Raw genomic sequence first — 26,950 nt, forward strand, 5'->3', positions numbered from 1 at the left:
TATCAATTGTAACCGTTTCTATATGATTAAAATACGAACGTTATCTTTTTTGGAGGAAGTGTGAGCAGATGGTTTTCTTTTCAAGATATTTACACAGAATTAAATCAATCTACACATAGAAGCGTTAGCATTGATTATAAGGTAGAAATTATTAACACCTGTAAAAAGAAATTTTATTACGTGAGGGGCTATGAAAAATGATTGAGGTTATCAATCTGAAGAAAGTATTCGATAATGGGTTTGAAGCACTGAAGTCTGTTGATTTTCAAATCGAAAAAGGGGATTTGGTTTGTTTGCTGGGCCCTAGTGGTTGTGGAAAATCAACGATTTTGAATTTGATTGCGGGGTTATTAAGCCCTAGTCATGGGGACATTCGTTTTAGTGGAGAGTCGGTGGTACGAACGGAACCGAAAGATCGGAATATTGGTTTTGTATTTCAAAATTATGCTTTATACCCGCATATGACTGTGGTTGAGAATATTATGTTTCCATTAACGGTTGGCGAAAATAAAATCAAAAAAGCAGAAGCTAAAAAAATATCACAGGAATATATGAAACTAACGAATATCGAAGAACTCCAAGATAAAAAACCAGGGACTTTATCAGGTGGACAACAACAACGTGTGGCTATTACACGAGCCTTAGTCCAGAAACCAGAAGTTTTATTATTAGACGAGCCCTTAAGTAATTTGGATGCACGCTTGCGATTAAAGATACGAGAAGAAATCCGTCGTTTGGTAAAAGAAGTTGGAATCACTACGATTTTTGTGACGCATGATCAAGAAGAAGCACTTTCGATTAGTGACAAAATCATTTTACTGAATGAAGGTGTGATTCAACAAAATGATATTCCGCAGAATTTATACTTAGACCCGGCTAACCTGTTTGTTGCCAATTTTATCGGTAACCCGATCATCAATACGTTACCGGTCGAGGTCAATGTTCGTGAAGGGAAAATCAGCCATACGGATTTTCAAATTCCTCTGACGAAACTGGAATCCGCTCAATTAAGAAAACCATTAGTGGATGGAAAATATATCTTAGGGATTCGACCAGAAGACGTTTTTCCAACGACTAACGGATTGTTCGAAGTACAAGTTTCTGGAGTTGAATTGATCGGACGTGAACAGATTTTGAATTTTTCGCTCGCTGCGAAACGTCTGAAATCGATCGTTAGTATTGAAAAGCTCATCGAGGAAGATACGGTACTCTCTTTTGATTTTCAGTACCATAAAATGTTTCTTTTCGATGAAGAAGGGGAGCGGGTGTACTAATGTTCAAAAAAGCATATGATCCAGAAAATCAACCGAAAGCTTGGTTCTTCTTACTGCCATCATTGGTCATTATTGTTTTGTTCAGTATCTATCCGTTGTTCCGTTCACTAGCGATGAGCTTTCAAAAAGGCTCCTTAATCAATCAACAATTTGCAGGAATTGAGAATTATCAGCGTGTGTTGTCAGACCCAGTCTTTATCAAAGCATTAAGAAACACCGCATTGTTTGCTTTTACAGTTGTTCCTATTTCATTGTTCCTTTCACTGGGAATCGCTTGGGTGATCTTTGAAAAAGTGAAACATAAGACTTTTTTTGAAACGATTTTTTTCATGCCTTATGTGACAAGTACGATTGCTATCGGGATTGTCTTTCGCTATTTTTTCAACGGGTCCTATGGGCTCATTAATTATTTGCTGAATTTTTTAGGATTTGAATCAATCAATTGGTTAGATAATGTTTCGATGAGTATGACAACGTTGATCATCTTTGGGGTTTGGACCAGTCTCGCATTCAATATCATTATCTTATTGGCTGGTTTAAGAAATATTGACGAAGAGCATTATAAAATCGCTCGAATGTTTGGAGCAGATGCTTGGGAGATTTTTAGTCGGATCACGTTTCCTCAATTGATCCCAACGATCACCTTCTTGTTGACTGTCAATATCATCGGAGCGTTTAAAGTCTATACTCAAGTCTATGCTTTGTTTGGTGGGCAGCCAGGGATCGCCAAAAGTGCTACGACAGCGGTCTTTTATATTTACGATAAATTCCACATCGCTGGTCGACCAGGGATCGCTATGGCGGCGACGGTCATTTTGTTCCTCGTCATTTTACTGATCACATTTATTCAAAATAAATTGTTGAAGAAAGTAGGGAGAAGAGGATGAAAAAAGTTGTTACAGGACTCTCATTGCTATTTATCGGAATTTTAGGAATCGTAACGATTTTTCCATTTATTTATATGATTTTAGCTGGGTTGATGACATATAGCGAGGCAACGAGTATTCCGCCAACCTTACTGCCAACATCATTTCAATGGGGAAATTATACGGAGGTATTTGAAAAAGCACCATTTTTACGTTATTTCTTCAATACCGTCTTTGTTTCGTTAGTAACTACGATCGCTACAGTCATCACATCTGTTTTAGCGGCTTTTGCGTTAACAAGTCTGGAATTTCGTTTTAAAAAATTGATTATCGGGATCATGATCTCATTACTAATGGTTCCTTATGAGTCCATTATTTTTACGAATTACAATACGATTTCACGAATGGGATTACTAAACAGCTATAGTGCATTGATCATTCCTTTCTTGACCAGTATTTTTTATATTTATTATTTGAACGGGTATTTAAAGAGTATTTCCAGTACCTTTTATAAAGCAGCTAAAATCGATGGTGCCAGTGATCTAGAGTATATTTGGAAAATTTTAGTGCCGATGTCTAAACCAGCATTAGTCACGGTGGGTATCTTGACGTTTATTTCAAGTTGGAATTCATTTTTATGGCCACTGCTTGTGACGAACGAGAAAAAATTCCGCCTGTTAAATAATGGTTTAGCTGCTTTTACCTCTGAAAGTGGGAGTGACGTTCATTTACAAATGGCGGCGGCGACGTTAACAGTTATCCCAATTTTGATTATTTATTTGATTTTTAGAAAAGAAATTATACGAGGAGTGGCGAAAAATGGAATCAAAGGATAAAACAGTGATTACTTTCCATAGTGGAATCTTAACGATCGGTGGAACGATCATTGAAGTTGCCTACCGTGATTCACACATCTTTTTTGATTTTGGCACAGAGTACCGTCCAGAATTAGACTTAGCTGATGAATCTTTAAATACATTGCTTGAACATCGATTGATTCCTGACTTGAATGGATTATATGATCCAAGGCTGTTTGATCAAGTACAGCACATACAAGCAGGAGAAAGAGAGCCGTATCAGCATACAGCCGTTTTCTTATCTCACGCTCATTTGGATCATTCAAAAATGATCAATTATCTTGATCCAGCAATTCCTTTATACACTTTAAATGAAACGAAGCAAATCTTACATTCCCTCCATCGAAACAACGATTTCTTGATTCCTTCTCCTTTTGAAAAAGAAGGGTTTGTACGTGAAATGAATGGATTATCTCCTTATGAAACTGTCCAGATCGGAGAAATCAGTGTGGAGATTCTACCAGTCGATCATGATGCGTATGGTGCAGCTGCTTTACTAATCAAAACGCCTGACCGATTCTTGACTTACACTGGTGACTTGCGTCTTCATGGATATGACCGGCAAATGACAGAAACGTTTTGTCAAAAATCATTTCAGACTGACTTATTGATGATGGAAGGCGTCAGCATCAGTTTTCCTGACCGAGAAATAAGCGAACAAACGCCAATTGCTACGGAAGAAGAGCTAGTGCAGCGCTTTTGTGAACTGGTCGATCAATATCCTAATCGTCAAATTACTTTCAATGGGTACCCAGCAAACCTTAAACGCTTTGAGATGCTGGTAAAACAATCCCCACGAACGATGGTTTTAGAAGCAAATATGGCTGCATTAATGAAAGAAGTTTTAGGAATGGATGTCCCCTATTACTATTTAACGGATAGTCCAGTCATTCCGATTCTTCAGTCAGAATTAGAATATCCCTACGAAGTTTTACGCAACGATGAAACAACTTTTGTTTGGCAAGTCGTTGATAATATAGAAAACTTGCAAGGAGGAGGTTTATACATTCATAGTGATGCCCAACCATTGGGAGATTTTGATCCACAATATGCTGTCTTTTTAAAGATTTTAGCTGAAAAGCAAGTTGAATTTGTTCGATTATCGCTGTCTGGACACGCATTTCCAGCTGATTTAGCTGAAATCATCGACAAGATACAACCAAAAGTGTTAGTGCCGATCCATACGTTAAAACCCGAGAAATTAGTCAATCCTTATGGAGAAAGAATTTTGCCAAAACGTGGCGAACAAATTATTTTATAAGAGAAAAGGGAGAGTAAAAAGAAGATGAAAATGAAAAAATGGGCTTCTGTGTTTGTGGCTGCAGCAGCAGTATTTGCGTTAAGTGCTTGTGGAAAGAATGAAAAGGTAGATAGTTCAAGTGAGGATATCGTAACAGAAATCAATGAAAAGACAACGATCAACTTTTGGCATGCGATGAATGGTGCGCAAGAAGAAGCATTAACTAAACTTACAGATGACTTCATGAAAGAAAATCCTAATATCAAGGTAGAGTTGCAAAATCAATCGCAATATTCGGATCTTCAAGCAAAAATCAATTCGACATTACCTTCACCTAAGGATCTGCCGACAATCACTCAAGCTTACCCAGGATGGCTATGGAATGCCGCTCAAGATGAGATGTTGGTTGATTTAAACCCATATATCGAAAATGATACGATTGGCTGGAAGGATCAGGAAGAAATCCGTGATTCATTATTAGAAGGTGCTAAAATTGATGACAAACAATATGGTATCCCTTTTAACAAATCAACGGAAATGCTTTTCTACAATGCAGATCTATTAAAACAATATAACGTTGAAGTGCCGACGACACTAGCAGAATTAAAAGAAGCTTCAAAAACGATCTATGAAAAATCAGATGGGCAAGTGGTGGGTGCTGGGTTTGATTCATTGAATAACTACTATGCGATCGGTATGAAGAATCAAGGGGTTGATTTTGACAAAGACTTAGCTTTAGATGGGAAAGAATCACAAAAAGTGATCGATTACTATGCTGAGGGCGTCAAAGATGGTTATTTCCGAATTGCTGGATCGGATAAGTACTTGTCAGGTCCTTTTGCAAATGAACAAGTGGCAATGTTTGTTGGCTCGATTGCTGGAGAAGGTTATGTGAAAAAAGATACTGAAGGAAAATTTGAGTATGGCGTTGCGCCACGTCCTGAAAAAATCAATTTGCAACAAGGAACGGATATCTATATGTTCAGTAGTGCCAGTGCTGAAAAACGCACAGCTGCTTTTGAATATATGAAATTTTTAGCGCAACCGGAAAACCAACTGTATTGGGCAAATATGACTGGTTATATGCCAATCGTTGAATCGGTTCTTGAAAGTGATGAATACAAGAATTCTACAGAAACAAAAGTACCACAATATTTAGAAGCAGCTACTTCTGATCTATTCTCGATCCCTGTGATTGAAAACGCAGATCCTGCTTATAATGAGGTACGTTCGATCATGGAAAACATTTTATCGAATACGAATCAAGATACGAAGAAACTGATAAAAGATTCCGTTCCTCAATTGGAAGATGCTTGGAATCAATAAACAATCGAACGAAAGAACGTTAAGAACGTTAGCTTGTTTGCTTTAGGCGGTTGTGACAAAAGTGTTTAACATCAAGAAATAAGAAGGATTTTCCGAAATTTTCTTCTCAAATTTTGGGTCAATTTCGGCTTATTTTTCGAAGATGCTGCTTTTGTCTCGCTGTGAACAAGAGGCTGTGAGAGAAGCGTTTAGCTCCGAGCGAATAAAAGAGGATTTTTTAAAATAGTTCCTCATATTTTAGAAAATCATCGCTTATTGTTGAGGAGTTGCTTCTTGAACGCCGTTTATTCGTTTTTAGAGAGACTAAAAGAGACTGATGCAAGTTTTGGTTCAGTCTCATGAAATGGGAGACAAGTATGAAAATAACATTGTTAGCAACTAGTGACGTCCATGGGTATATCTATCCAACGAACTATGCGACGGATCAAGAACAACCTTATGGCTATGCAAAAATTGCCAGTAGGATCAAACAAATCAGAGAAACTAGCCCAGACCCTCTTTATGTCATTGATAACGGTGACTTCATTCAGGGGTCACCTTTTAGTTACTACTTAGCAAAACAACAAGATCACCACGTCTCAGAATTAACGAATGTCTTAAATGAAATGGATGTGGATGCTAGTATATTAGGAAATCATGAATTTAATTATGGCTTATCTTACTTAGAACAAGCTATCGCTAGTTATTATCATCCTGTCTTATCTGCTAATATTTTAACGAGCAAAGGCGATCCTTATTTTGGACAGCCCTATGTGATGATTGAAAAACAAGGGATCAAAGTGGCGATTTTAGGGTTGACCACGCAATATATCCCCCATTGGGAACAACCTGAAACAATTAAAGACCTACAATTTGTTTCTGCAGTTGAAGCAGCAAAACAATATGTACCTAAACTTAGAGAATTAGCAGATGTAGTGGTTGTAGCTTATCATGGTGGATTCGAGAAAGATTTAGAGACTGGCGAACCCACCGAAGCATTGACTGGCGAAAATGAAGGCTTCCAACTACTCCAAGAAGTAACTGGGATGGATGCGTTGATTACTGGGCACCAACATCGAGTGATTGCTACGAAGGTAAATGGTGTGCCGATTATCCAACCGGGCTATCGTGGCGAATTTTTAGGTAAAATCGAATTATCCTTGGAACGAACGGTTAATGGTTATCGTGTTTCGGACGGAAAAGCAGAACTGATTTCCTTAGTAACTGACGAGGCAGATGAAGACATTCTTTCGCTTGTTCAAAAAACAGAAAATGAATTGCAAACATGGCTTGATCAACCAGTGGGAGAGGTACAAGGAGACATGAAAATCACTGATCCGATGCAAGCACGAATCGTGGAACATCCTTATATTGAGTTTATTAATCGGGTGCAAATGGCTGCCAGCGGAGTATCGATTTCTGGAACGGCTCTGTTCAACAATGAAGGTCAAGGATTCAATGAAACTATTACAATGAGAGAAATTATTACCAATTATATTTATCCTAATACTTTAGCAGTTCTTAAAATTACAGGGCAGGATCTAAGAGATGCCTTAGAACAAACAGCAAACTTCTTGGCAATAGAATCAGGCGAGATCGTATTTAATCCTGCGTTCATTGAACCTAAACCACAGTATTATAATTATGACATGTATGAGGGCATTGATTATGAGATCGATTTACGTCAACCAGTAGGGCAAAGGATCACTAAATTAGCCAGAGCAGGCAAACCGATCCATCCTGAGGAAGAGCTGGAAGTAGTCATGAATCAGTACAGAGCGGTCGGTGGTGGGAATTATCACATGTTTTCTGCCGATAAAATCATTCGTGAAATCCAAATCGATATGACTGAACTGATTGCTGATTATTTAAGAAAACATCAACAAATTCATGCTGAAGTAAATCATAACTTTCGGGTAATCAAGTAAACAAGGGGGACAGAAATTAGTGAAATCTGTCTATTCAAGTCTATTCAAGAAAAGATCAAGCCAAAACGAAGGTAAATAAATCGAAGCATGCAATTAACAAAATTGTTTATCAAAACTAATCCAAAAGGTAATTATTGTAAATGATTAATAGTCTTAAGTGTTGTAAGTTTCAGGTTATTTTCAATGTACGTATAACGTTTTTTTGGTGAAAGTATGATCTTAGAAACGTTCTAAATTTGCTTTACTATAAATTAGTTACAACCTTTTTTATAAAACAATCCATCAGTATGGGTTATTTATAAAAAAATTTTCGTTATTTAATATCTTTTTTTACTTTTTTGTCTTTACTCTTCATTTTTTGTATATAATGGAATAGGCAAATTTGAATGGGAGTGGAGAAAGGTATGAGAAAAAAACGTCCTTTTCTTCTCTTTTGGTTAGTTGGTTTTTTCTTACTGCTTTTTTTATCAGCCGCAGTTTCAGGAAAAATGACAGCAGATATCGCTCAACTAGAAACAGAAAAAATCATTGCAAGTAAAGAATCAGTAGATAAATTTAAAAAAGAATTTTCTACTTATTGGTGGAAGGATTACAAGATAGTAGCCAACTATGATAAGGGAGAATTAGAGCTTTATTTGCCAAAAGACAAGGAAAGTAATCAGTTTATCAATATTGATGATGTCTTAAGTGCTATTTCGTTAAGACAATATCAATTCAACGATAAACATTTGACCGTCTTACTTTTAACCAATGACGGAGAAAAACTAGCTCGATTAAAGAACGGAAAAGTAATAACCAGCTATTCAGATAAGGTGAATCGTGAGGTTGTTAGTACCCGTCTGAAAGATTGGATAAAAATGAATAAAGAAGTCAAAGAAAATTCTGATACGACTCAGGTTGAGCCGACTCAGGAAAGTTCTTCTGAACGTTCGAAAACAATTCAAAGTACGACCCAAAGTAAGTCCAAGACGCAATTGAGTCGTACAACTAAAAATAGCACAAAAAACAGCAAAGCAAGTCAGCAACAGAAGGCAAAGTAACACGAGTATTTTAGTAAGAGTACGCAAACTGTGAAATAGATGGGACAACACGTCTTTTCCAGCTCAAGTACTGAAAGGTGCATGATAGTCATTCGTTTGAAATGATGGAAGTTCATTTGTTTTTACTAAGTTACTGTTTTTTGCTGAATCTTTGACTGATTGTTCTTGCTTCATTCGATAACTAGAACTATTGTAGTTCAGGTTGACCAAAACAAAAACAGCTAACAAAAACTCCTCAGGATGGACATATTTAGTCCGAGGGGTTCTTTTTTTTGGCATAGATATCCATAATTGCTCCCTTCATTTCTAAAAAAAATCTTAAAATAACCCTTTTTTTAGGAAATTTTCATTTTTTAGGAGCAGAATAAAAAAAAATAAAAGAGAGAAGTGATACTTGTGACACATTTGAAAAAATTGTGCCAAAATCGTTTGCTGATTGTTTTGACAGCTAGTTTTTTCTTTTGGCTGAAAACGATCTTTGCCTATTACGTTGATTTTTCATTGGGCGTTGAAGGCAGCATCCAATACTTTATTCTGTGGATTAATCCAATTGCAACGACATTGTTGTTTTTTGGTTTAGCATTATATATAAAAAAATTGAAACCCGCATTGATTGTTCTTTTAATCATTGATATTTTAAATACGCTTTTGCTTTATTTGAATATTATTTTTTATCGAGAATTTACAGATTTCGTGACCGTAAAGTCTATTCTAGGCTTTTCTAAAGTTTCGCAAGGTTTATCAGGAAGTTCCTTTGCATTAATGAGACCTCATGACATTTTGTATTGGTTGGATATATTAGTATTTGTAGGACTCATCATCTGGATGTTTGTTAAAAAAATACCAGTAAAAAGTCCTGCAGTCTCTAAACCAGTGGCGATCGCAGTCACTTGTCTGTCAGCGTTGATTTTTTCAGGAAATTTAGCGCTTAGTGAAGCAAATCGTCCCCAATTGTTGCAACGGACGTTTGACCGTTCTTACATCGTCAAATATTTGGGAATCGATGCCTATACTATTTACGATGCTATCAAAACAGGGATGACAAGTAGTGTTCGTGCGCATGCAAGTAGTAATGGTGTGGAAGAAGTGAGAAAATACACCGAAAATCATTATGCTGCTCCTAATCCAGCAACATTTGGCGTGGCTAAAGGGAAAAACATCATTGTCCTGCATTTAGAAAGCTTCCAACAATTTCTAATCAATATGAAGGTAGATGGTCAAGAAGTAACGCCATTCTTAAATAGTATCTATAAGAATCAATCAACGATCAGCTTTGACAATTTCTTCCATGAAGTTGGACAAGGAAAAACAAGTGATGCAGAAAATATGTTAGAGACGGGAACTTTTGGTTTACCACAAGGTTCTTTGTTTACCGAGCTAGGTTCAGATAACACGTTCCAAGCTGCTCCAGCAATCTTGGCGCAACAGCAAGGCTATACGAGCGCGGTTTTCCATGGGAATGTCGGGAGCTTCTGGAACCGAGATCATGTGTATAAAAATTTAGGCTATGACAACTTCTTTGATCGTTCTTATTTCAATAGTTCAGATGAAACATTGGGATATGGTATTTTAGATAAGGACTTATTCAGAGAATCAGCTAAATATTTGGAACATTTACAACAACCGTTCTACACTAAGTTTCTTTCGGTAACCAATCATACGCCATACTATACAGACGATAAACATTTTAATTTCCCATCATTGAAGACTGGCAATAGCAGAGTAGATGATTACGTCCGGACAGCTCATTATTTAGATCAATCGTTGGAACAATTCTTTACGTATTTGAAAAAATCCGGTATCTATCAAAATTCGATGTTTGTCATCTACGGAGATCATTTTGGAATATCCAATACGGATAATAAAGACTTGGCGAAAGCTTTAGGAAAAGACCCTGCTACTTGGGATGATTTTGATAATGCTCAAATGCAGCGAGTGCCATTGATGTTCCACATTCCAGGTTATAAAAAAGGTGAGATCAATCATGAATATGGTGGCGAAATTGATGTGTTACCTACCCTGTTACACTTAGTAGGAATCAATGATAAAGACTATATCCATTTTGGTACAGATTTGCTTTCACCACAGCATGATCAGTTGGTTGCCTTTAGAAATGGTAATTTTGTGACACCTAAATATACCGTTTTAGATGGAAAAACTTATGATAACCAAACAGGGGAAATCATTGATCCTAAAAAAGCTGGTATCCAAAAAGAAGTGGAAAAAGATCAGAATCAAGTCAAAACGGCTTTAAGTTTATCTGATAAGTTGAATCAAGAGAATCTATTACGTTTCTATGTACCAGATAACTTTAAAACGATTGATCCTAAAAAGTATGATTATAAAAATGATGCAGAGAAAAATGAAACCATTGAAAAACAAAAAGGAAGCAAGTCCACGAGTGTTTATTCTAAAAATGGAAATAAAACAACGACTAACCTTTACCCTGCAGATACAGATGAGAATAATTAAATGAATAGTTGATAAAACTTCCAAAAAAGTCGATTTGTTTTCACTTTTTTGGAAGTTTTTTTTATATAATTCGTAAACTTTTTTATTTTAGCGTATGTAATTAGTGAAGGAAACAAATTTTTTACAGCGATTCTTTTGGAAGTGAAAAATCCGAGGAAATTTGGATAGGTGTAAAAAATGATGGCTGAATTCAGTTGAATCAAATAAAAATAGAAAAGGAAAATAGGATAAACTTGTCAGCTATAGGTTGACCGAAGAATAAAAATCAGAAACAACAAGGAGGGGAAACGTTTAATCAAAACAACAACTGGCAATGAACGAACATGTACATATAGAAGCACAGATCCAAGCAGCTAATTTATTTTTCAACACTTTGGCTAAACATTTCTTATCATACAAACGGTCATGTGATACGTGTTGTAGAAGTGTTACAAGAAGGATGAAAGATCAACTGTTTCGTACATGGCACTCACTCAGTTATTGGTTTTGGTAACGATCAATTATGTATGATGGAGAATTAATCAAGCAACTTCGAGTGAATCGAAAGTTGACACAAACACAGTTAGCAAAGGGAATCTGTTCTAAAACATCTCTAGTAGGAATCGAAAATCATACCGTAAAGAAGATCTCTTTTTGTACACTAAAAGCCTTCTTGGAACGCTTAAATATTTCTTTGGCCGAATATGAATGGTTACGTAATCAGCTTGAAGAACCCAAAAAAACGAAGAAAAGTCGGCATCTTTTAAATAAAATCCAAGAAGAGAACTTTGATCCTTATAAGGAAATTGCCAACAACCGAAAGCAATATAAAAAAACAGCTGATTTATACTATTTAATGTTAAATCTACAGATGTTTTGGCAGACGAATGGAAAAATGGAGTTGCAATTAGAATTTCTAGGATATGAGTGTCGTACGATTGAAGAATACTTTATGAAAATCAGGGAATATGGTCATTTTGAGTTAGATATTCTTTCCAAGTATCCCTATATTTTCAGTGATTCATTTCTAGATAATCATTACTTGAAAATCAAAAAAAGAATGCGACAAATGACCGATTCTTTGAATGAAGACTATTTATTTACATTTTTAATGAATCTCACGCTTTATTATATCGATAAAAAACGTTTCAAAAAAGCGCGTAGTATCAACCTCGATATGTCTCGCAGTTTGGCACACAAAGAAAAATCAACAATCATTTATGAAAGTTTGATGACAGAATACTACAGAAAGCTAATTGCACAAGCCTTAGGTGAGCCACTTTCAAAAGAGTTGAATACTTTTTTTACGGTCATCGAATATACCCTAGGCAAGAAAGAGCGCAAACGTCTTGAAGAGAAACTCTTGGAAGTGATAAAAGAAGAAGAGAAAAAAATAATGCTGTTTGAACAGATTGCCAAGATAGAACAAGAATAAGTAAGACAAGTGAATAAGAGTAGAAAAGACCTTGCAACAATCATTGACTAAACGAACTGTCAGGTACTTTTCTGCTCTTTCACTCAACTATCAGTCAGAGCAAATCTGTTTGGTCATTCAGGATGAACGATCTCAGATTTTTGCTTTTTTGTATCGAATAATGGGAAAAAACGATTGATTTCATTGGTTGCAGCATCTCTTGAATCAGATGCATGAATGATATTTTCAGTTCCAGGTAAGGCATAATCTCCACGAATCGTTCCAGGAACAGCATCTACAGCTTTAGTTGCACCGACCATCTTACGGACGATATCGATGACATCCTCTCCAGCTAAAACAAGATAGACTACTGGTCCCGAGGTCATATAATCAATCAATTCATCGAAAAAGCTCCGACCACTTAAGTGATGATAATGCTCTTGTGCGAGTTCTTTTGTCATTGTTGCAAACTTCATTTCAGTAATTGCTAATCCTTTTTCTTCAAATCGTTGGATGATCCGCCCAATTAAATGACGTCTGACACCATCCGGTTTGATAATGACCAATGTACGTTCCATCTGATACACCCCTTTTTTTGTTATACCTTTATTATACTGGTGTCTGAGTAAACCCACAATCAAAGTGAAAAAGCTGATCAACATACGAGCTATTAAGTACAATAAGAATTTTCTAACCCCATCAATCAAAAACAATTTATTTACCATAAATGTTTGGAAAAAGCAAAAAATAAGTTTGACAATCGGTGCATAAGTTGTTATATTTACGAAGGAAAACTAAATAGGATTTGTTAGGTGAGGCTCCTATACAAACACAGGCTACTGCCCAAAAACGTCGAGAGACGCCAATGGGTAGAACAGGAATTGTCGAGACAAGGCTTTTCATAAGGTAGCTAAAAGCAAGGAATTGCTTTTTACGTTGTACAGTGTCAAAACTCAACGATGAGATCAAAGAAGCTTTTTTTTATGTGCTTTTTCGACCTTTCGCTGAATTTTTGATGAAAGGTCTTTTTGTGTTGAAACAATCCTAACAAACAAAAAATGGAGGTGGTTTCGTTGGGAAGTTGATGCTTTTAAAACGAAAGAGAAACAAGAACAATTCTATCAAGTTAAAGGAGATGAGAACAAATGGATGACAGTCCTGCGAAGAAAATAATGCGAGAGAAATTGCTGGCTGAGGCTATTATCTATCTGTTTTCAGCCCCTTTAAATACAGCATTTTCTCCATTACTCAACTAACTAAAAATAACCCAGCTTAAATAAGTATTGCTTATATTTACTGGGTCTAAGGAGAAAAATGAGATGGAAAAAAAGAGAGATACACAAAAAATGTATGCTGCATTTGCAGGAAAGACAAAACAAGAATTATTGAACTTCTTTCATTCGACTGATCAAGGAATGAAAGACGAACAAATTGAAGAATCAAGAGAAAAATATGGTGAAAATTCAATCTCTTATGGGAAGAAAACACCCTTTATTGTAGAAGCTTTAAAAGCTTATATTACACCATTCACCTTGGTATTGATTGCACTCGGAGTGATTTCATTTATCACAGAATACGTGTTAGCCGCTCCTGGGGATAAAGATTTATTTGGAGTAATTATCATCTTTACGATGGTCATCGTCAGTGGAACGATGACGTTGGTTCAATCTGTTCGCTCTAACCAAGCCGCAGAAAAATTAAAATCATTGGTAAAAGTAACCGCAGCAGTTAAACGTAACGGTGATTATACTGAGATTCCAATGGAAGAAATCGTTTGTGGAGACCTTGTTCGATTATCAGCAGGTGATATGATTCCTGCAGATATGCGTCTGTTGTCAGCCAAAGATTTATTTATTTCACAAGCTGCCTTAACTGGTGAAAGTTACCCTGTCGAAAAGCAAGCGATTGTTTACGATGATGAGACTTTGAGTGAAACTAGTTATGAAAATTTGGCTTTTATGGGAAGTAACGTTATCAGTGGGAGTGCTGAAGGTATTATTGTATCTGTTGGTAATGAAACATTATTTGGACATGTGGCTCAAACGCTCTCTGAAAAACCGATCAAATCAAGCTTTGAAATTGGTATTCATAAAACATCCATGTTATTGATCAAATTCATGGCTTTAATGGCACCAACAGTTATCGTTATCAATGGGTTGACTAAAGGGGATTGGCTGGAAGCTTTTCTATTCGGTTTATCTGTAGCAGTCGGTCTTACACCTGAAATGTTACCAATGATTGTTACTACGAACTTAGTTAAAGGCGCTAGTGTGATGGCGAAAAAAGGAACAGTCATCAAAAATTTGAATGCAATCCAAAACTTTGGTGCGATCGACGTGTTATGTACGGATAAAACTGGGACATTGACTCAAGATAAAATCATTTTAGAATACCACATGGATTGTTCTGGTAAAGAAGATGATCGTGTTTTACGCCATGCGTATTTAAATAGTTACTATCAAACAGGATTAAAAAATCTATTGGATGTAGCAATTATTGATGAAGCCAAACAAACATTAGCAACCGATAAAATCAATTACCGCAAAGTGGATGAAATTCCATTTGACTTTGAACGTCGTCGGATGAGTGTCGTTGTAGAGGACACCGCAGGTAAAACACAAATGATTACCAAAGGTGCGATCGAAGAGATGTTGAGTATCTCTAATTACATCGACATTGATGGGATCGTTAGTCCATTAACCAATGAAAAAAGAGAATCAGTTCTTGCAAAAGTGAGAGATTTAAATGAAGATGGTCTACGTGTAATCGGAGTGGCCCAAAAAACAAACCCAAGCGTAGTTGGCGAATTTTCAGTGAAAGATGAATCAGATATGGTATTGATTGGATACCTTGCTTTCCTTGATCCTCCAAAAGAAACGACGAAACAAGCACTAAAAGCATTGAAAGATCATGGTGTTGCAGTCAAAGTCTTAACTGGTGATAATGAATTAGTCACTCGTTCGGTTTGTCGTCAAGTGGGTCTGGAAATTAATGAATTGATCACTGGCGAAAAGATTTCAGAAATGGATGATCGCGAATTAGCACAAGTTGCTGAAAATCATGAAGTATTTGTTAAATTGAATCCTCAACAAAAGGCTCGTTTAACGACTGCTTTACGTCAAAATGGCCATACCGTGGGCTTTTTAGGTGATGGTATCAATGATGCACCGGCAATGAAAGTAGCGGATATCGGTATTTCGGTTGATACAGCAGTAGATATCGCAAAAGAATCAGCCGATGTGATCTTACTAGAAAAAGATTTAACGATTTTAGAAAGAGGTCTTTTATCTGGTCGAGAAACATTTGGGAACATCATGAAATACATCAAGGCAACTGCAAGTTCAAACTTTGGGAATATGTTCTCTGTCTTAGTTGCCAGCACATTCTTACCATTTTTACCAATGTTGCCACTGCAAATTCTCTTTTTGAATTTGATTTACGATGTGTCTTGTATCTCACTTCCATGGGATAAAATGGATAAAGAATATCTACGTGAGCCTAAAAAATGGGAAGCATCAAGCATTGGGAAATTTATGGTGTATTTTGGACCTACGAGTTCGATTTTTGATATCACTACCTACTTATTGATGTACTTTATCATTTGTCCAGCAGTTGTAGGTGGAGATTTCCATACATTAGATGCACAACAAAAGATCGTATTTATTGCGTTGTTCCATGCAGGTTGGTTCGTTGAATCATTATGGTCACAAACATTAGTCCTACACGCACTACGGACACCAAAGATTCCATTTATTCAAAGCAATGCGACATTTGCGATGTTTACGATTACGACATTAGGAATCGTTGTAGGTTCGATTCTGCCATTTACAGGCTTTGGTGCAGAACTAGGTTTGATGCCGTTACCAGGAACTTACTGGACTTGGTTAGTCGTAACGATTTTAGCTTACTTGACATTAGTGACAATGGTCAAAAAATTCTATATTAAAAAATTTGGTGAACTATTGTAATGGTTGATGAATACCATTTAAAAAGAGGTTGTGAAGTCATCGGGTAGCTCCAAAGTCAATAAGAAAGAATTTTTTGAAACAGCTTCTCATGTTTTGAAAAATTCAGGCTTATTGCAAGGAGTTGATGAATGAACACCGTTTACCCGTCCGTTCTCACCTCTAATCATGAGTTCGGGGCACTTCAAAAGTGCCTCGGACTCATTTTTTTCTACACCTTTCATTTTATTATGAAAGGAAAATATGATTCGTTCTGTGCAAATAACAATGAAACATGCTAAACTATGGATATTGTTTTCTGAAAGGAATAGTGAAAAATGAAAGGCGCAATATTTGATTTAGATGGACTATTAGTTGACACGGAGAAAACTTATCGTGATGGTTGGTTATGGGGATTCCAACAGTATGATTTAGCGATTCCCAAAGAAGTAGTAGATGCTTGGGGAGGTAAAAACTGGAAGCAAAGTTTTGACATTTTAGTGAAAGCAGCTGGAAGCCCTGAAAAAGTTCAAGAAGTTCGTGCTAAGCGTGAAGAATATTTTTATCAACAGCTTCATAACGGTGGGATACAATTAAAACCCTATGCGAAAGAAGTTTTAGCTGAATTAAAAAAACGTGACTTACGACTTGGATTAGCGACAACGACAGTTACTAAAAGAGCGACTGATATCTTAGCCCAATTTGATTTGGCTAATTATTTTGATACGATGACATTCGGTGATGAAGTAAGTGAAAACAAGCCTTCACCTGTTCCTTACTTAACCGCTTTAGAAAGAACAAAATTAGTTGCTTCAGAAGCATTTGCAGTGGAAGATTCTTTAGTTGGAGCTACTTCTGCTTCCCGAGCTGGGATGGGCGTTGTTTTAATTCCAGATACTAGTTTTGAACGAAATTATACAGCAGAAGAAAAAGAAAAATTAAATTTACTTGCTGAAGGAAACGACTTACGAACTGTTATTGAAATGTTAGATAAAAAAACAACAAAATAATTCAATCATTTTTTTGTAAACTTCTTCCTTGACTTTTAATTATGAGTACGGTAAATTATTCGCAACAACTAAATAAGTATATTCGTTGATAAGGAAAGTAAACTTGAACGATTTCTTAGAGAGGCTCTGTTTGGTGAAAAGAGTCAAATCCGCAAAGTTGAAAATGGCCTTGGAGAATAATTTGTCGATAAGTAGATAAATTCGGTCGTCGTTCAACCGTTAAACTGAACCCCAATCTCTCAGGAATGAGACGTTGGCTAGAGGGAAGGAAACTTCCGAATAAAGGTGGTACCACGATTTGTCGTCCTTTTACTAACATTTTTTGTTGGTAAGAGGATTTTTTTTATATATTTTTTTGCAATGATGTAGTAAGTACAGTTGGAAATCTTTTAACAGAGAGCTTCGGGAGCTGAGAAGAAGCAAAGAGGAACGATTGGAAAATGGCTACTGAGCATTTTACCCCAAGCATTTTGTGAGGCGGTAACGGCTGCGACCGGTATCTCGCTAGAGTATGTTTGTACTTGAAGAGGAGCGACATGTGAATGTGGCTTGAATATGAGGTGGTAACACGCAAAAGGGCGTCCTCAAGGAAATGATTGAGTTCATTTTCTTGAGGATGCCTTTTTTATTATACAACAAGGAGGAAAACGAATGATTGAGTTAAAAAATATCAGTGTCCATTTTGAACAAAAAGGAAAAAACATCCCAGCTGTCAATGAAGTGAATTTATCAGTTGCTCAAGGAGATGTCTATGGCATTGTGGGCTATTCTGGGGCAGGAAAAAGCACATTAGTTCGTGTGATGAATTTCTTACAGAAACCAACGAAGGGGGAAGTAATCATTCAGCAGACGAATTTAAGTGATCTCACACCAAAAGAATTAAGAAAAGAACGGAAAACGATTGGTATGATTTTTCAACATTTCAACTTAATGGAAAGTCGCACAATTTTTGACAACGTTGATTTCTCCTTAAAGTATACTGGGAAATCAAAACAGGAACGTCGTCAGAAAGTAAGTGACTTACTGGATTTAGTAGGGTTAAAGGAAAAAGCTTCTGCCTATCCCAACCAATTATCTGGAGGACAGAAACAACGAGTAGCGATTGCGAGAGCTTTAGCAAATGATCCCAAAATATTGCTTTGTGATGAAGCGACGAGTGCCCTTGACCCAAAAACGACTCATCAAATTCTAGCGTTGCTCAAAAAATTAAATCGCCAATTAGGATTAACGATCGTCTTGATCACCCACGAAATGCAAGTAGTGAAAGAAATTTGTAATAAAGTGGCGGTGATGGAAGCTGGACGAATCATCGAAAGTGGAAGTAGTGTTCAAATTTTTAGTCATCCAAAAGAAGAACTAACGAAAGATTTTATACGTACAGCGACTCACTTAGATCAAGCATTGGAAAAGATTACTGGACAGCAAGGCTTTGCAGAAGAGCTTACGGATAAATGGCTAGTTGAACTGAGTTATGTGGGGAGCCAAACGAATGAACCGTTGATTGCCCAGTTGTATAGCAAATACCAAGTAACAGCAAACATTCTTTATGGCAATATCGAATGGCTGCAAGAAACACCGATAGGTAGCTTGGTGGTAACTTTAGCGGGAGATAGCATTCAAAAACAAAAAGCTCTAGATTATTTGATCCAATTAGGTATCAAAGTCAATCTCTTACAAAAACATGAAACACAAGAAAGAATCAAACTCGTTGAAGGAGGCGTTTAAGATGAACGAATGGCTCAAAAGCTATCTGCCAAATGTTTATTTGATCCCAGATGAATTCATTGAAGCGACAAAGCAAACACTATATATGACTTTCTGGTCTGCTTTGATTGGGGGAATCTTGGGCATTATTTTAGGGGTCGTTTTAGTCGTTACCCGCCCTAAAGGATTAATTGAAAACCGCTTATGTTTTGAACTTTTTGATAAGGTGATCAATATCGTACGATCCATTCCATTTATCATTTTACTCTCTTTACTTGCATTGACGACTCGTTTTATTGTCGGAACAACAATTGGAGCAACGGCAGCACTAGTTCCTTTGATTGTCGGCATCGTTCCTTTTTTTGCTCGACAAATCGAAAATGCCTTGCTTGAAGTTGATCCCGGTGTTATCGAAGCTGCACAAGCAATGGGAACGAGTCCATTGGGTATCATTTTTCGTGTTTATTTACTGGAAGGACTACCTAGTATCATTCGTGTCTCAGCTTTAACGATCATCAATGTTATTGGCTTAACCGCAATGGCAGGTGCTGTAGGAGCTGGTGGTTTAGGAAATTTAGCTATTTCTCGGGGCTATAATCGATTTCAAACAGACGTAACGGTTGTTGCGACATTATTGATTTTGGCATTGGTGTTTTTAAGTCAATTTATCAGTAATTTTTTAATTAAAAAAATATCACATTAATGGAGGAGAAAAAATGAAAAAAGTGATTCGATTTGCTGTAGTGACATTCGTCGCATTATTTTGGTTGGCAGGCTGTAGTCAAGGAAAGGCAGATACAAAAACAAAAGAAACAACTGTCAAATTAGGGGTGATTGGTGAAGATACAGATGTTTGGGACGATGTAAAAGCACGTCTAAAAAAGGAGAATATTGAATTAGAATATGTAAAGTTTACCGATTATAATCAACCAAATGCAGCCTTAGCTGATGGCTCAATTGATTTGAATGCCTTTCAACACCAGTTCTTTTTAGATAACTATAATGAAGAACATGGCACAAATCTAGTTTCAATCGGAAACACCGTAAATGCCCCATTAGGAATCTATTCCAATACGATCAAAAAGATTGAGGAAGTAAAAGAAGGTGCAAAAGTAGCCATCCCTAATGATGTAACCAATGGGGGACGCGCTTTACTTCTTCTTCAATCAGCGGGGCTGATCAAAGTTGATCCATCGAAGGGACAGACTCCGACGATTTCTGATGTGACAGAAAACGATAAAAAACTTAAGCTCACAGAATTGGATGCTTCGCAAACAGCACGTGCGCTAAACGATGTGAGTCTTTCGGTCATCAATAGTGGGATAGCAGTCGATGCAGGGTTCACACCAACGAAAGATGCAATTTTCTTAGAACCAGTGGATGATCGTGCCCGCCCTTATGTCAACATCATTGTTGCCCGAAAAGAAGATGAAACAAACCGTACGTATCAAAAAATCATTGATACTTATCAAACTGAAGCAACTGCTAAAGTCATTGAAGAAACGTCAAAAGGTTCGAGTGTTCCAGCATGGAAAACCTTTGGTCGTAAATGAGCATCATCAGAAAGTACAGCTCAAATGAACTAGAAATTTTTATCTGAAGCCAGCATACAAGGAGGAATTTTTTTATGACTACATCAACTATTTCAACGAATCGATCCAGTTTATTGAAAGAAGCGATCCAAGAAAGATTACCAGAATATCAAGCACTTGCCTTGGATATCCATCAACATCCAGAAGTGAGCAATTACGAATTTTATTCATCTGCTGCTTTGATTCGCCAATTAGAAAAAGAAGGATTTACAGTTGAAAAGGAGGTCGCTGGACACCGTACAGGATTTGCTGCTAGCTATCGCTCAGATAAACCAGGTCCGACGATTGCATTTTTAGCTGAATTTGATGCACTTCCTGGAATTGGACATGCGTGTGGACATAATCTTTTTGGAACGTATTCCGTATTAGCCGCGAGTATCATTAAGAAACAAATTGACGAAATTGGTGGTGAGATCCGAGTGTATGGAACACCAGGGGAAGAAGGAGGAGAGAATGGTTCAGCGAAAGGGAGCTTTGTTCGTGAGGGATTATTTGACGATGTGGCGGCTGCTTTATGTGCTCATCCAGCTTACCGTTACGGAAAAACAACCGAATCGCTAGCTAATGATCCAGTTGATATCAAATTTTATGGAGTTGCTTCTCACGCTGCTGCAGCACCCGAAAAGGGAGTAAACGCATTAGAAGCACTGATCCAAGTTTTTAATGGTATCAACGCACTACGCTTACAATTACCTAAAGATGTCAATATCCATGGGATCATCACTAACGGCGGAGTTGCTGCTAACGTCATCCCTGAATATGCTGCAGGACGTTTTTATTTACGTGCTGGCAATCGCCAAACATTAGATATAGTCTTTAAAAAAGTGGAACAAATCGTGAAAGGGGCTGCGTTGAGTACGGGCACAAGCTATGAATTTGGTTTGTTTCAAAATGCGGTAGATCATATGATTCCGACACCTTCTTTCGATGAGTTGTTTTTTACACATGCAAAAGCAGCTGGAGTTCCAGAAACGGAAATCGATGTAACAGAAAAGACCAGCTTAGGGTCCTCTGATGTAGGGAATGTCAGTCAAGTGATTCCGACGATTCAACCAACTATTTCGATTTCAGATGAGTATATCGCTGGACATTCGGAAGAGTTTAAAGCAACCGCAAAAAGTGAAAAAGGGTTGGCATCGATCGCCATTGCAGCAGAACTATTAGCGGCTACCGCTTTAGATTTATTCGAACAACCAGCTTTATTGACAAAGATTCAGGAAGAACACCAACAACTTTTAGAAAAAAGTCAATTAACTGGTTCGACTTTTTAAATAAATAATGATTTATGATTTGAAAAAAATAGTCATTTTGTATTGACAAAAAATCTCGCAGAAGGTAAACTTCATGAAAGTCAACTTTTCACATAGTAGCGTTTCAGGTGTTTTGTTCAGAAAGTCGGTGGTAGCTGCGAACCGATCAAGCCGAAATGTCGAATTACATGAAAAGGAATAAAAACTAAATAGTTAAATCAAAGTGAAAAACAGAACTGTTTTTAATTAAGGTGGTACCGCGGAGTCATTCGTCCTTAGTTGAAAATAGTTCTTTTTGTTTGATCAGAGGGGGAAATGCCCATGAATTGTGGCGGAGTCATTCGATATCTATTCTTTTTTAGTACTTCGATTAACTAAAAAAGGAGAATGATTATGAAGAAAAAAGGAAAACCGAGTTTTAAAGAAGCTGTATTTGTCTTATTGGTGATTGTGGCAAGTATAGCAATTGGGGTTGTCGGATTAAAACTATCACCAAACATTACGATCTTAGCAGCAATTGGAATGATCATGCTTTACGCTGTAGTGAAAAGATACCCAACAGAGTGGTTACATGAAGGAATTATCAATGGAATCAAACCGGGGATCATTCCGATTTTTATCTTTATATTGGTCGGCGCACTGATTGCGGTGTGGATCCAAGCAGGAATTATCCCGACACTTATGGTTATTGGTTTTAAATTGATAAGTGTCAAGTGGTTTGTTCCTTCTGTATTTGTTGTTTGTGCTATCGTCGGTAGTGCAGTAGGGAGTGCTTTTACTGTCATGTCAACGATTGGGATCGCATTTTTCGGTATTGGTACGACATTAGGAATTAATCCAGCGTTAGTCGTGGGATCAATTGTTTCAGGTGCTGTTTTTGGAGATAAAATGTCTCCTTTGTCAGAGTCAACCAATCTAGCCGCAGCAATCGTTGATGCCGATTTATTCAAGCACATCAAACATATGATGTGGTCTACGGTTCCAGCTTTTGTCGTTTCCTTCTTTTTGTTCATGGTTCTTGGACACACAAATAGAGAAACTAGTCTAACGGCTATCCGAGAAGTCACTGATATTCTGGAAGCAAACTTTACAATTTCTTTTTGGTCGTTGATTCCCTTGTTCTTGATGTTATTATGTGCTTGGAAAAAAGTACCAGCTATCTTGACTATTCTATTAAATATAGCTGTGGCGGTGGGGATGATCTTTATTCAGAATCCGCAAACTTCTCTTAGTGGTTTAGCGACAGTGATTGAATCTGGATTCGTTGCAACTACTGGCAATCAACAAATTGATTCATTACTTAGTCGTGGTGGGATCGAAAGTATGATGCCAACTGTTTCTTTGATCATTTTAACATTATCACTTGGTGGATTACTCATTGAATTCGGTTTGATTTCAACTGTTATGGATGTCGTTTCTAAGAAAATGACCAATACACCAAAATTGATTTTCACCACATTGATGACAAGTATTGGTGTCAATCTCTTTATTGGAGAACAATTTTTATCAGTTATCTTACCTGGGAATGCGTTCAAAGAGACTTACCAGAAAGCTGGGTTTGACCCAACTGTTCTAGGTAGAACGTTAGAAGATGGTGGCACAGTGATCAATTACCTTGTACCTTGGGGAATTGCGGGCAGCTTTGTAGCTAGTACCTTTGGGATTCCAACCCTCACATACTTACCATTTGTCTTTTTCAGTTTACTCTCACCAGTTTTTTCAATGGTTAGCGCCTTTACTGGATTAGGGATCGCAAAAATAGACGAAAAGCCGAATGGAACGCTTGGTATCGATACAAACGAATAAACTCTCGGAATATTTGAATCAAAAAAACGCTCAAAACAGCAATGTTTCGGGCGTTTTTTTACGATATACTTATTTTTGTTCTTCAATCAACTTCTTCATTTGTTCGATTTCTTTTTCTTGCGCTTCGATGATGTCGTTTGCTAATTTCTTGACTTCAGGATCTTTCAAATTGGCACGTTTACTGGTTAAAATAGCAATCGAATGATGAGGGATCATGGCTTTCATCCAAGCGACATCACTGACTGTTGTTTGACTACGGACCATAAACAAAGAACCGGCAAATACTAAGACACTTACCCCTAAAATGATTTTGTTCAATGTTTTATTCTCATACATTTTCCACATAAATAAGAGCATGATGATCGCCATTACAGCGCCCATCATCAATGCCATGAACACCCGTGTACGACTAAAGAAAAGATGATCGATCGAGTAGACATTCAAATACATCATACCAAACATGATGACGGTCGATACCCCAATCATTAATAAAAATTTCCAATACTTTTTCATTTAAAAACACTCCTTTTATTTTTTCCCCAACTTTTATCTTCTCAGCTTACAAAAAAACAAGCAACTAAATTGTTTGGTACAACTTAGTTGCTTGTTTTTGGCTTAAGGAACTCAAGCTATTTATAGGGCTTTTAAGCAAAGATATCATTTTTCTTGCGGTAGCTAAAGAAAATCACCAAGTAAAGAAGGGCAGTCAATAATGTCACACCAATTGAATTAGTGAAGAAGATTCCCACAAAGATCAATCCTAAAACTACGATTGCTAATAAGTTTACCCCTTTTTCAAAAAGAGAACCTTTCTTTAATGCAAGGATAAAGGCTGCAATACTGATCATAAGCCAGATGACTAAGACAGTGTAGGAAAGAGAACCAGCCAAATAGCCAAATAGTTTGTCACCAACAAAGTAAGAAAGAACAACGCCTAAATATAAAACACTTGCGCAAAATAATACGGAACGTTGTGGAACATGGTGTTTATTTAAAACAGATAGTTTTTTTGCTGCACCTTTTTTGTCTTTTAAACGGAAATACAGCAAACGTGAAGAAGCATATACACCTGAGTTGATGGAAGAAAAGAGCGCTAAGATGATCACAAAGTTTACAAGATCAGCGGCAAATGGAATATGCATTTTTTCAAATACCATCACAAATGGGCTAGCAGATGAGTTTGCCAAGGTATCCCAAGGGAAAATGATTAACAACAAGAACAATGGAATGATATAAAATGAAATGATTCGTCCCATTACTCCACGAATTGCCTTAGGAATCGCTTTTTTGGGATTGTCGGCTTCACTTACTGTGATCGCAATCAATTCTGAACCACCATAAGAATAAATAACTACGAGTAACGAGTTGACGATTCCTTTCATACCATGAGGGGCAAAGCCACCATGATCCGTAATACTGTTTAGTGTAGGAAAGACCCCAATGTCAAACATTTGATGACCTACCAGGTATATCCCGAAGATAATCAACAATATGATTACGCTGATTTTAGCAAATGCCAACCAATACTCAGTTTCAGCAAATAACCGCACAGAATATAAATTAATCAACGTTGTCAACACGGCTAGAATTAAGACAAAGGTCCAAGGTGGAATCGTTGGAAACCATAATTGTAAGAAGGATGCAGCCGCTACAGCTTCGGCAATAATATTGATCGTCCATAATGAATAGTAAACCCAGTCGATAAAGTCAGCAGAATGGGCACCTAAAAAAGGTCGAACAAGCCCCGATAATCCATGCTGGGTATCCCCGTCATCTAAAACTAATTTACCAAGACCATTCATTACGATGAATAAAACAGCCCCACCAATCAAAAAAGCAATCAAGACACCAGGACCGGCAATCCCAATAGCTTCGCCACTTCCTTTAAATAGTCCCGCACCAATAGCACCCCCCAGTGCTAGCATCGTGATGTGTCTGGAACTTAGTTGTTTTTTTAGTTTGTTTGTTTCAGTTTTCTCCATAAGCAACCCCTTTTCTAAGACTAAACTATTGACGACGAAACAATCGCAGTCAAATGATTGATAACTATATTAAGTAGAAAAATAACTTTTTATATCATAGCAAATTATCTGACAATTTCAACAATTCTGTAAATAAAAATTTCTACTTTAATGAAAACATCATATGTTTGTCATAAATTTCCTATGTAAGCGTAAAACTTGATAGTAGGAGCAAACCCTAATAAGAGAGCGTTTTGTTTGTCTTTTCCTAAGGGAAGAAATTATGATAGCAAAAAATCACTAATTTTCATGTTACTATTGAATTAATCAAATGAACCATAATGGTCATAGGAAAGTGAGGAAACCAGAATGTCAAAATTGCCTATCTTATTGGTTGCAAAAGATAAAGCGTTGTATTTTTTACCCTCGATTGATTCTTTAGATGTCATTTCGGGAAAAGATTTATTAGATCCAGTGTATTTTAATTTTTTCCATCCCAAATTGAAAGAATATGAATTGATCGTTTTTTTAGATTATGGATTCGAAACGGAAATAGCTGCGAAGATCCGCCCTTATACAACAGCTAAAATCGTTTTATACTTTTGGAATCATTTGAAAGAAGAGGAACACTTTCGAATGCTTCAACAAGCACAAAACGAATCGGCCGTCGATGAAATATACCATTTTGACCGGATAGAGGCGCAAAAACTTGGATTACGCCACAATAGTTCATTTTATTCTAAAAAGATGAAGATTCCTCAGGTGGAAGTCACTTCTGATTTGTTTTTTGGTGCCACTGATAATGGTCGTAAGGAGCTAGCAGAGAGCTATCGCAAGGAATTTGAACAGCGTGGACTTACAACCAATTATTATATTTTACCTTCACGAGGAAATGAGCAGGCGAATTATCTTTCTTACGCAGATTATTTAGCATTGACCGCACAATCACAAGGAATTTTAGAACTCATGAGAGCAGGACAAAAAGGAGTCACTTTACGAACTTTTGAATCTAGTTTTTTTGAGAAAAAGTTAGTGACTGACAATGAAGCAATTAAAAGCTACTATTTTTATAATCCTCAAAATATCTTTTTACTTCAGGAACGAAATTTGGATGAATTGCCGGAATTCCTGCATTCACCTTTTCAGCCCGTTGATCCGAACATTTTAAACTTTTTTGATGTCAATAATTGGGCTCAAAGGTTCTTATGGCTAGATAAAGTAGACTTTGAAAAATATGAGTATCATAAAGAAGATTAAGAATGTATGGGTGAAAAAGCTGGAAAAATTTTTTAGAAAAACATTCGTTCT

21 protein-coding genes, 1 riboswitch and 2 other annotated features are annotated in these 26,950 nt (G+C 36.9%); of the genes, 17 read left to right on the forward strand and 4 right to left on the reverse strand.

Annotated elements, in window-relative coordinates; genetic code table 11:
* Positions 1 to 197 precede the first annotated feature (197 nt).
* From IGL28_RS02785 to IGL28_RS02815, 7 genes are all read left to right on the forward strand, one after another.
* The gene (locus IGL28_RS02785) at positions 198 to 1,274 is read left to right on the forward strand and encodes an ABC transporter ATP-binding protein (protein WP_010738341.1); all 1,077 of its coding nucleotides are present in this window, start codon (positions 198 to 200) and stop codon (positions 1,272 to 1,274) included.
* Entirely contained in the window at positions 1,274 to 2,161 is an 888-nt protein-coding gene (locus IGL28_RS02790; protein WP_081127812.1) for a carbohydrate ABC transporter permease, read from the forward strand. The genes IGL28_RS02785 and IGL28_RS02790 overlap by 1 nt, the downstream gene beginning before the upstream one ends.
* Complete coding sequence (locus IGL28_RS02795; RefSeq protein ID WP_081127814.1) at positions 2,158 to 2,976, forward strand: carbohydrate ABC transporter permease; 819 nt, start codon at positions 2,158 to 2,160, stop codon at positions 2,974 to 2,976. The genes IGL28_RS02790 and IGL28_RS02795 overlap by 4 nt, the downstream gene beginning before the upstream one ends.
* Positions 2,960 to 4,258 carry an MBL fold metallo-hydrolase gene (locus IGL28_RS02800; RefSeq protein ID WP_081127816.1) on the forward strand — a complete coding sequence of 433 codons (1,299 nt, stop codon included), beginning with the start codon at positions 2,960 to 2,962 and terminating at the stop codon, positions 4,256 to 4,258. The genes IGL28_RS02795 and IGL28_RS02800 overlap by 17 nt, the downstream gene beginning before the upstream one ends.
* A 24-nt stretch (positions 4,259 to 4,282) precedes the next feature.
* Positions 4,283 to 5,563: an extracellular solute-binding protein gene (locus IGL28_RS02805; protein ID WP_063626665.1), complete on the forward strand. Its 1,281-nt coding sequence runs from the start codon at positions 4,283 to 4,285 to the stop codon at positions 5,561 to 5,563.
* Between the two features lie 356 nt (positions 5,564 to 5,919).
* Entirely contained in the window at positions 5,920 to 7,470 is a 1,551-nt protein-coding gene (locus IGL28_RS02810; protein WP_081127818.1) for a bifunctional metallophosphatase/5'-nucleotidase, read from the forward strand.
* Positions 7,471 to 7,874: 404 nt separating this feature from the next.
* Positions 7,875 to 8,510, forward strand: coding sequence for a hypothetical protein (locus IGL28_RS02815; protein ID WP_081127820.1), 636 nt, complete (start codon positions 7,875 to 7,877; stop codon positions 8,508 to 8,510).
* A gap of 63 nt (positions 8,511 to 8,573) precedes the next feature.
* On the opposite strand, the gene IGL28_RS02820 is transcribed toward IGL28_RS02815, so the two are convergent.
* Positions 8,574 to 8,789: a hypothetical protein gene (locus tag IGL28_RS02820; RefSeq protein ID WP_053765868.1), complete on the reverse strand. Its 216-nt coding sequence runs from the start codon at positions 8,787 to 8,789 to the stop codon at positions 8,574 to 8,576.
* Positions 8,790 to 8,906: 117 nt separating this feature from the next.
* On the opposite strand from IGL28_RS02820, the gene IGL28_RS02825 reads away from it, so the two are divergent.
* Both IGL28_RS02825 and IGL28_RS02830 read left to right on the forward strand, forming a co-directional pair.
* Positions 8,907 to 10,982, forward strand: coding sequence for an LTA synthase family protein (locus IGL28_RS02825; RefSeq protein ID WP_053765867.1), 2,076 nt, complete (start codon positions 8,907 to 8,909; stop codon positions 10,980 to 10,982).
* A gap of 502 nt (positions 10,983 to 11,484) precedes the next feature.
* On the forward strand, positions 11,485 to 12,396 hold the full coding sequence (locus tag IGL28_RS02830) for a helix-turn-helix domain-containing protein (RefSeq protein ID WP_081127822.1): 912 nt from the start codon (positions 11,485 to 11,487) through the stop codon (positions 12,394 to 12,396).
* A gap of 113 nt (positions 12,397 to 12,509) precedes the next feature.
* On the opposite strand, the gene ndk is transcribed toward IGL28_RS02830, so the two are convergent.
* Positions 12,510 to 12,953 carry a nucleoside-diphosphate kinase gene (gene ndk / locus IGL28_RS02835; RefSeq protein WP_010719910.1) on the reverse strand — a complete coding sequence of 148 codons (444 nt, stop codon included), beginning with the start codon at positions 12,951 to 12,953 and terminating at the stop codon, positions 12,510 to 12,512.
* 219 nt (positions 12,954 to 13,172) lie between these two features.
* Positions 13,173 to 13,347: riboswitch (M-box (ykoK) riboswitch) on the forward strand.
* A gap of 347 nt (positions 13,348 to 13,694) precedes the next feature.
* Here ndk and mgtA point away from each other — a divergent pair.
* From mgtA to nhaC, 7 genes are all read left to right on the forward strand, one after another.
* Positions 13,695 to 16,343, forward strand: a complete 2,649-nt coding sequence (gene mgtA / locus IGL28_RS02840; RefSeq protein ID WP_081127824.1) for a magnesium-translocating P-type ATPase — start codon at positions 13,695 to 13,697, stop codon at positions 16,341 to 16,343.
* A 314-nt stretch (positions 16,344 to 16,657) separates the two neighbouring features.
* Positions 16,658 to 17,329: an HAD family hydrolase gene (locus tag IGL28_RS02845; protein ID WP_063626674.1), complete on the forward strand. Its 672-nt coding sequence runs from the start codon at positions 16,658 to 16,660 to the stop codon at positions 17,327 to 17,329.
* Between the two features lie 76 nt (positions 17,330 to 17,405).
* Positions 17,406 to 17,641 (forward strand) — a binding site (T-box leader).
* A 39-nt stretch (positions 17,642 to 17,680) separates the two neighbouring features.
* Positions 17,681 to 17,918: a binding site (T-box leader), on the forward strand.
* A 62-nt stretch (positions 17,919 to 17,980) separates the two neighbouring features.
* Entirely contained in the window at positions 17,981 to 19,054 is a 1,074-nt protein-coding gene (locus IGL28_RS02850) for a methionine ABC transporter ATP-binding protein (protein WP_081127826.1), read from the forward strand.
* Between the two features lies 1 nt (position 19,055).
* Entirely contained in the window at positions 19,056 to 19,736 is a 681-nt protein-coding gene (locus tag IGL28_RS02855; protein ID WP_010719905.1) for a methionine ABC transporter permease, read from the forward strand.
* 13 nt (positions 19,737 to 19,749) lie between these two features.
* Positions 19,750 to 20,586 (forward strand): MetQ/NlpA family ABC transporter substrate-binding protein, encoded by an 837-nt coding sequence (locus tag IGL28_RS02860; RefSeq protein ID WP_438843885.1) that lies wholly within the window; start codon positions 19,750 to 19,752, stop codon positions 20,584 to 20,586.
* Positions 20,587 to 20,660: 74 nt separating this feature from the next.
* Positions 20,661 to 21,896 (forward strand): M20 family metallopeptidase, encoded by a 1,236-nt coding sequence (locus tag IGL28_RS02865; protein ID WP_081127830.1) that lies wholly within the window; start codon positions 20,661 to 20,663, stop codon positions 21,894 to 21,896.
* A 372-nt stretch (positions 21,897 to 22,268) separates the two neighbouring features.
* Positions 22,269 to 23,681, forward strand: a complete 1,413-nt coding sequence (gene nhaC / locus IGL28_RS02870) for a Na+/H+ antiporter NhaC (RefSeq protein ID WP_081127832.1) — start codon at positions 22,269 to 22,271, stop codon at positions 23,679 to 23,681.
* A gap of 69 nt (positions 23,682 to 23,750) precedes the next feature.
* Here the strand turns inward: nhaC and IGL28_RS02875 are convergent, their stop codons facing one another.
* A complete protein-coding gene (locus IGL28_RS02875) occupies positions 23,751 to 24,194 on the reverse strand; it encodes a DUF305 domain-containing protein (RefSeq protein WP_034699754.1) in 444 nt (147 codons plus the stop codon).
* A 131-nt stretch (positions 24,195 to 24,325) separates the two neighbouring features.
* On the reverse strand, positions 24,326 to 25,663 hold the full coding sequence (locus IGL28_RS02880) for an amino acid permease (RefSeq protein WP_010719900.1): 1,338 nt from the start codon (positions 25,661 to 25,663) through the stop codon (positions 24,326 to 24,328).
* Positions 25,664 to 26,011: 348 nt separating this feature from the next.
* Here IGL28_RS02880 and IGL28_RS02885 point away from each other — a divergent pair, with 348 nt between their 5' ends.
* Entirely contained in the window at positions 26,012 to 26,899 is an 888-nt protein-coding gene (locus tag IGL28_RS02885; protein ID WP_010738325.1) for a hypothetical protein, read from the forward strand.
* Positions 26,900 to 26,950 lie beyond the last annotated feature (51 nt).

Origin of the sequence: Enterococcus sp. AZ077 (assembly GCF_051714965.1) — a bacterium.
GTDB lineage: Bacteria > Bacillota > Bacilli > Lactobacillales > Enterococcaceae > Enterococcus_B > Enterococcus_B hirae.

Coding starts and splice junctions, on each gene's coding strand:
- IGL28_RS02785 (WP_010738341.1), top strand. CDS start 198: ATGATTGAGGTTATCAATCTGAAGAAAGTATTCGATAATGGGTTTGAA.
- IGL28_RS02790 (WP_081127812.1), top strand. CDS start 1,274: ATGTTCAAAAAAGCATATGATCCAGAAAATCAACCGAAAGCTTGGTTC.
- IGL28_RS02795 (WP_081127814.1), top strand. CDS start 2,158: ATGAAAAAAGTTGTTACAGGACTCTCATTGCTATTTATCGGAATTTTA.
- IGL28_RS02800 (WP_081127816.1), top strand. CDS start 2,960: ATGGAATCAAAGGATAAAACAGTGATTACTTTCCATAGTGGAATCTTA.
- IGL28_RS02805 (WP_063626665.1), top strand. CDS start 4,283: ATGAAAATGAAAAAATGGGCTTCTGTGTTTGTGGCTGCAGCAGCAGTA.
- IGL28_RS02810 (WP_081127818.1), top strand. CDS start 5,920: ATGAAAATAACATTGTTAGCAACTAGTGACGTCCATGGGTATATCTAT.
- IGL28_RS02815 (WP_081127820.1), top strand. CDS start 7,875: ATGAGAAAAAAACGTCCTTTTCTTCTCTTTTGGTTAGTTGGTTTTTTC.
- IGL28_RS02820 (WP_053765868.1), bottom strand. CDS start 8,789: ATGCCAAAAAAAAGAACCCCTCGGACTAAATATGTCCATCCTGAGGAG.
- IGL28_RS02830 (WP_081127822.1), top strand. CDS start 11,485: ATGTATGATGGAGAATTAATCAAGCAACTTCGAGTGAATCGAAAGTTG.
- ndk (WP_010719910.1), bottom strand. CDS start 12,953: ATGGAACGTACATTGGTCATTATCAAACCGGATGGTGTCAGACGTCAT.
- mgtA (WP_081127824.1), top strand. CDS start 13,695: ATGGAAAAAAAGAGAGATACACAAAAAATGTATGCTGCATTTGCAGGA.
- IGL28_RS02845 (WP_063626674.1), top strand. CDS start 16,658: ATGAAAGGCGCAATATTTGATTTAGATGGACTATTAGTTGACACGGAG.
- IGL28_RS02850 (WP_081127826.1), top strand. CDS start 17,981: ATGATTGAGTTAAAAAATATCAGTGTCCATTTTGAACAAAAAGGAAAA.
- IGL28_RS02855 (WP_010719905.1), top strand. CDS start 19,056: ATGAACGAATGGCTCAAAAGCTATCTGCCAAATGTTTATTTGATCCCA.
- IGL28_RS02860 (WP_438843885.1), top strand. CDS start 19,750: ATGAAAAAAGTGATTCGATTTGCTGTAGTGACATTCGTCGCATTATTT.
- IGL28_RS02865 (WP_081127830.1), top strand. CDS start 20,661: ATGACTACATCAACTATTTCAACGAATCGATCCAGTTTATTGAAAGAA.
- nhaC (WP_081127832.1), top strand. CDS start 22,269: ATGAAGAAAAAAGGAAAACCGAGTTTTAAAGAAGCTGTATTTGTCTTA.
- IGL28_RS02875 (WP_034699754.1), bottom strand. CDS start 24,194: ATGAAAAAGTATTGGAAATTTTTATTAATGATTGGGGTATCGACCGTC.
- IGL28_RS02880 (WP_010719900.1), bottom strand. CDS start 25,663: ATGGAGAAAACTGAAACAAACAAACTAAAAAAACAACTAAGTTCCAGA.
- IGL28_RS02885 (WP_010738325.1), top strand. CDS start 26,012: ATGTCAAAATTGCCTATCTTATTGGTTGCAAAAGATAAAGCGTTGTAT.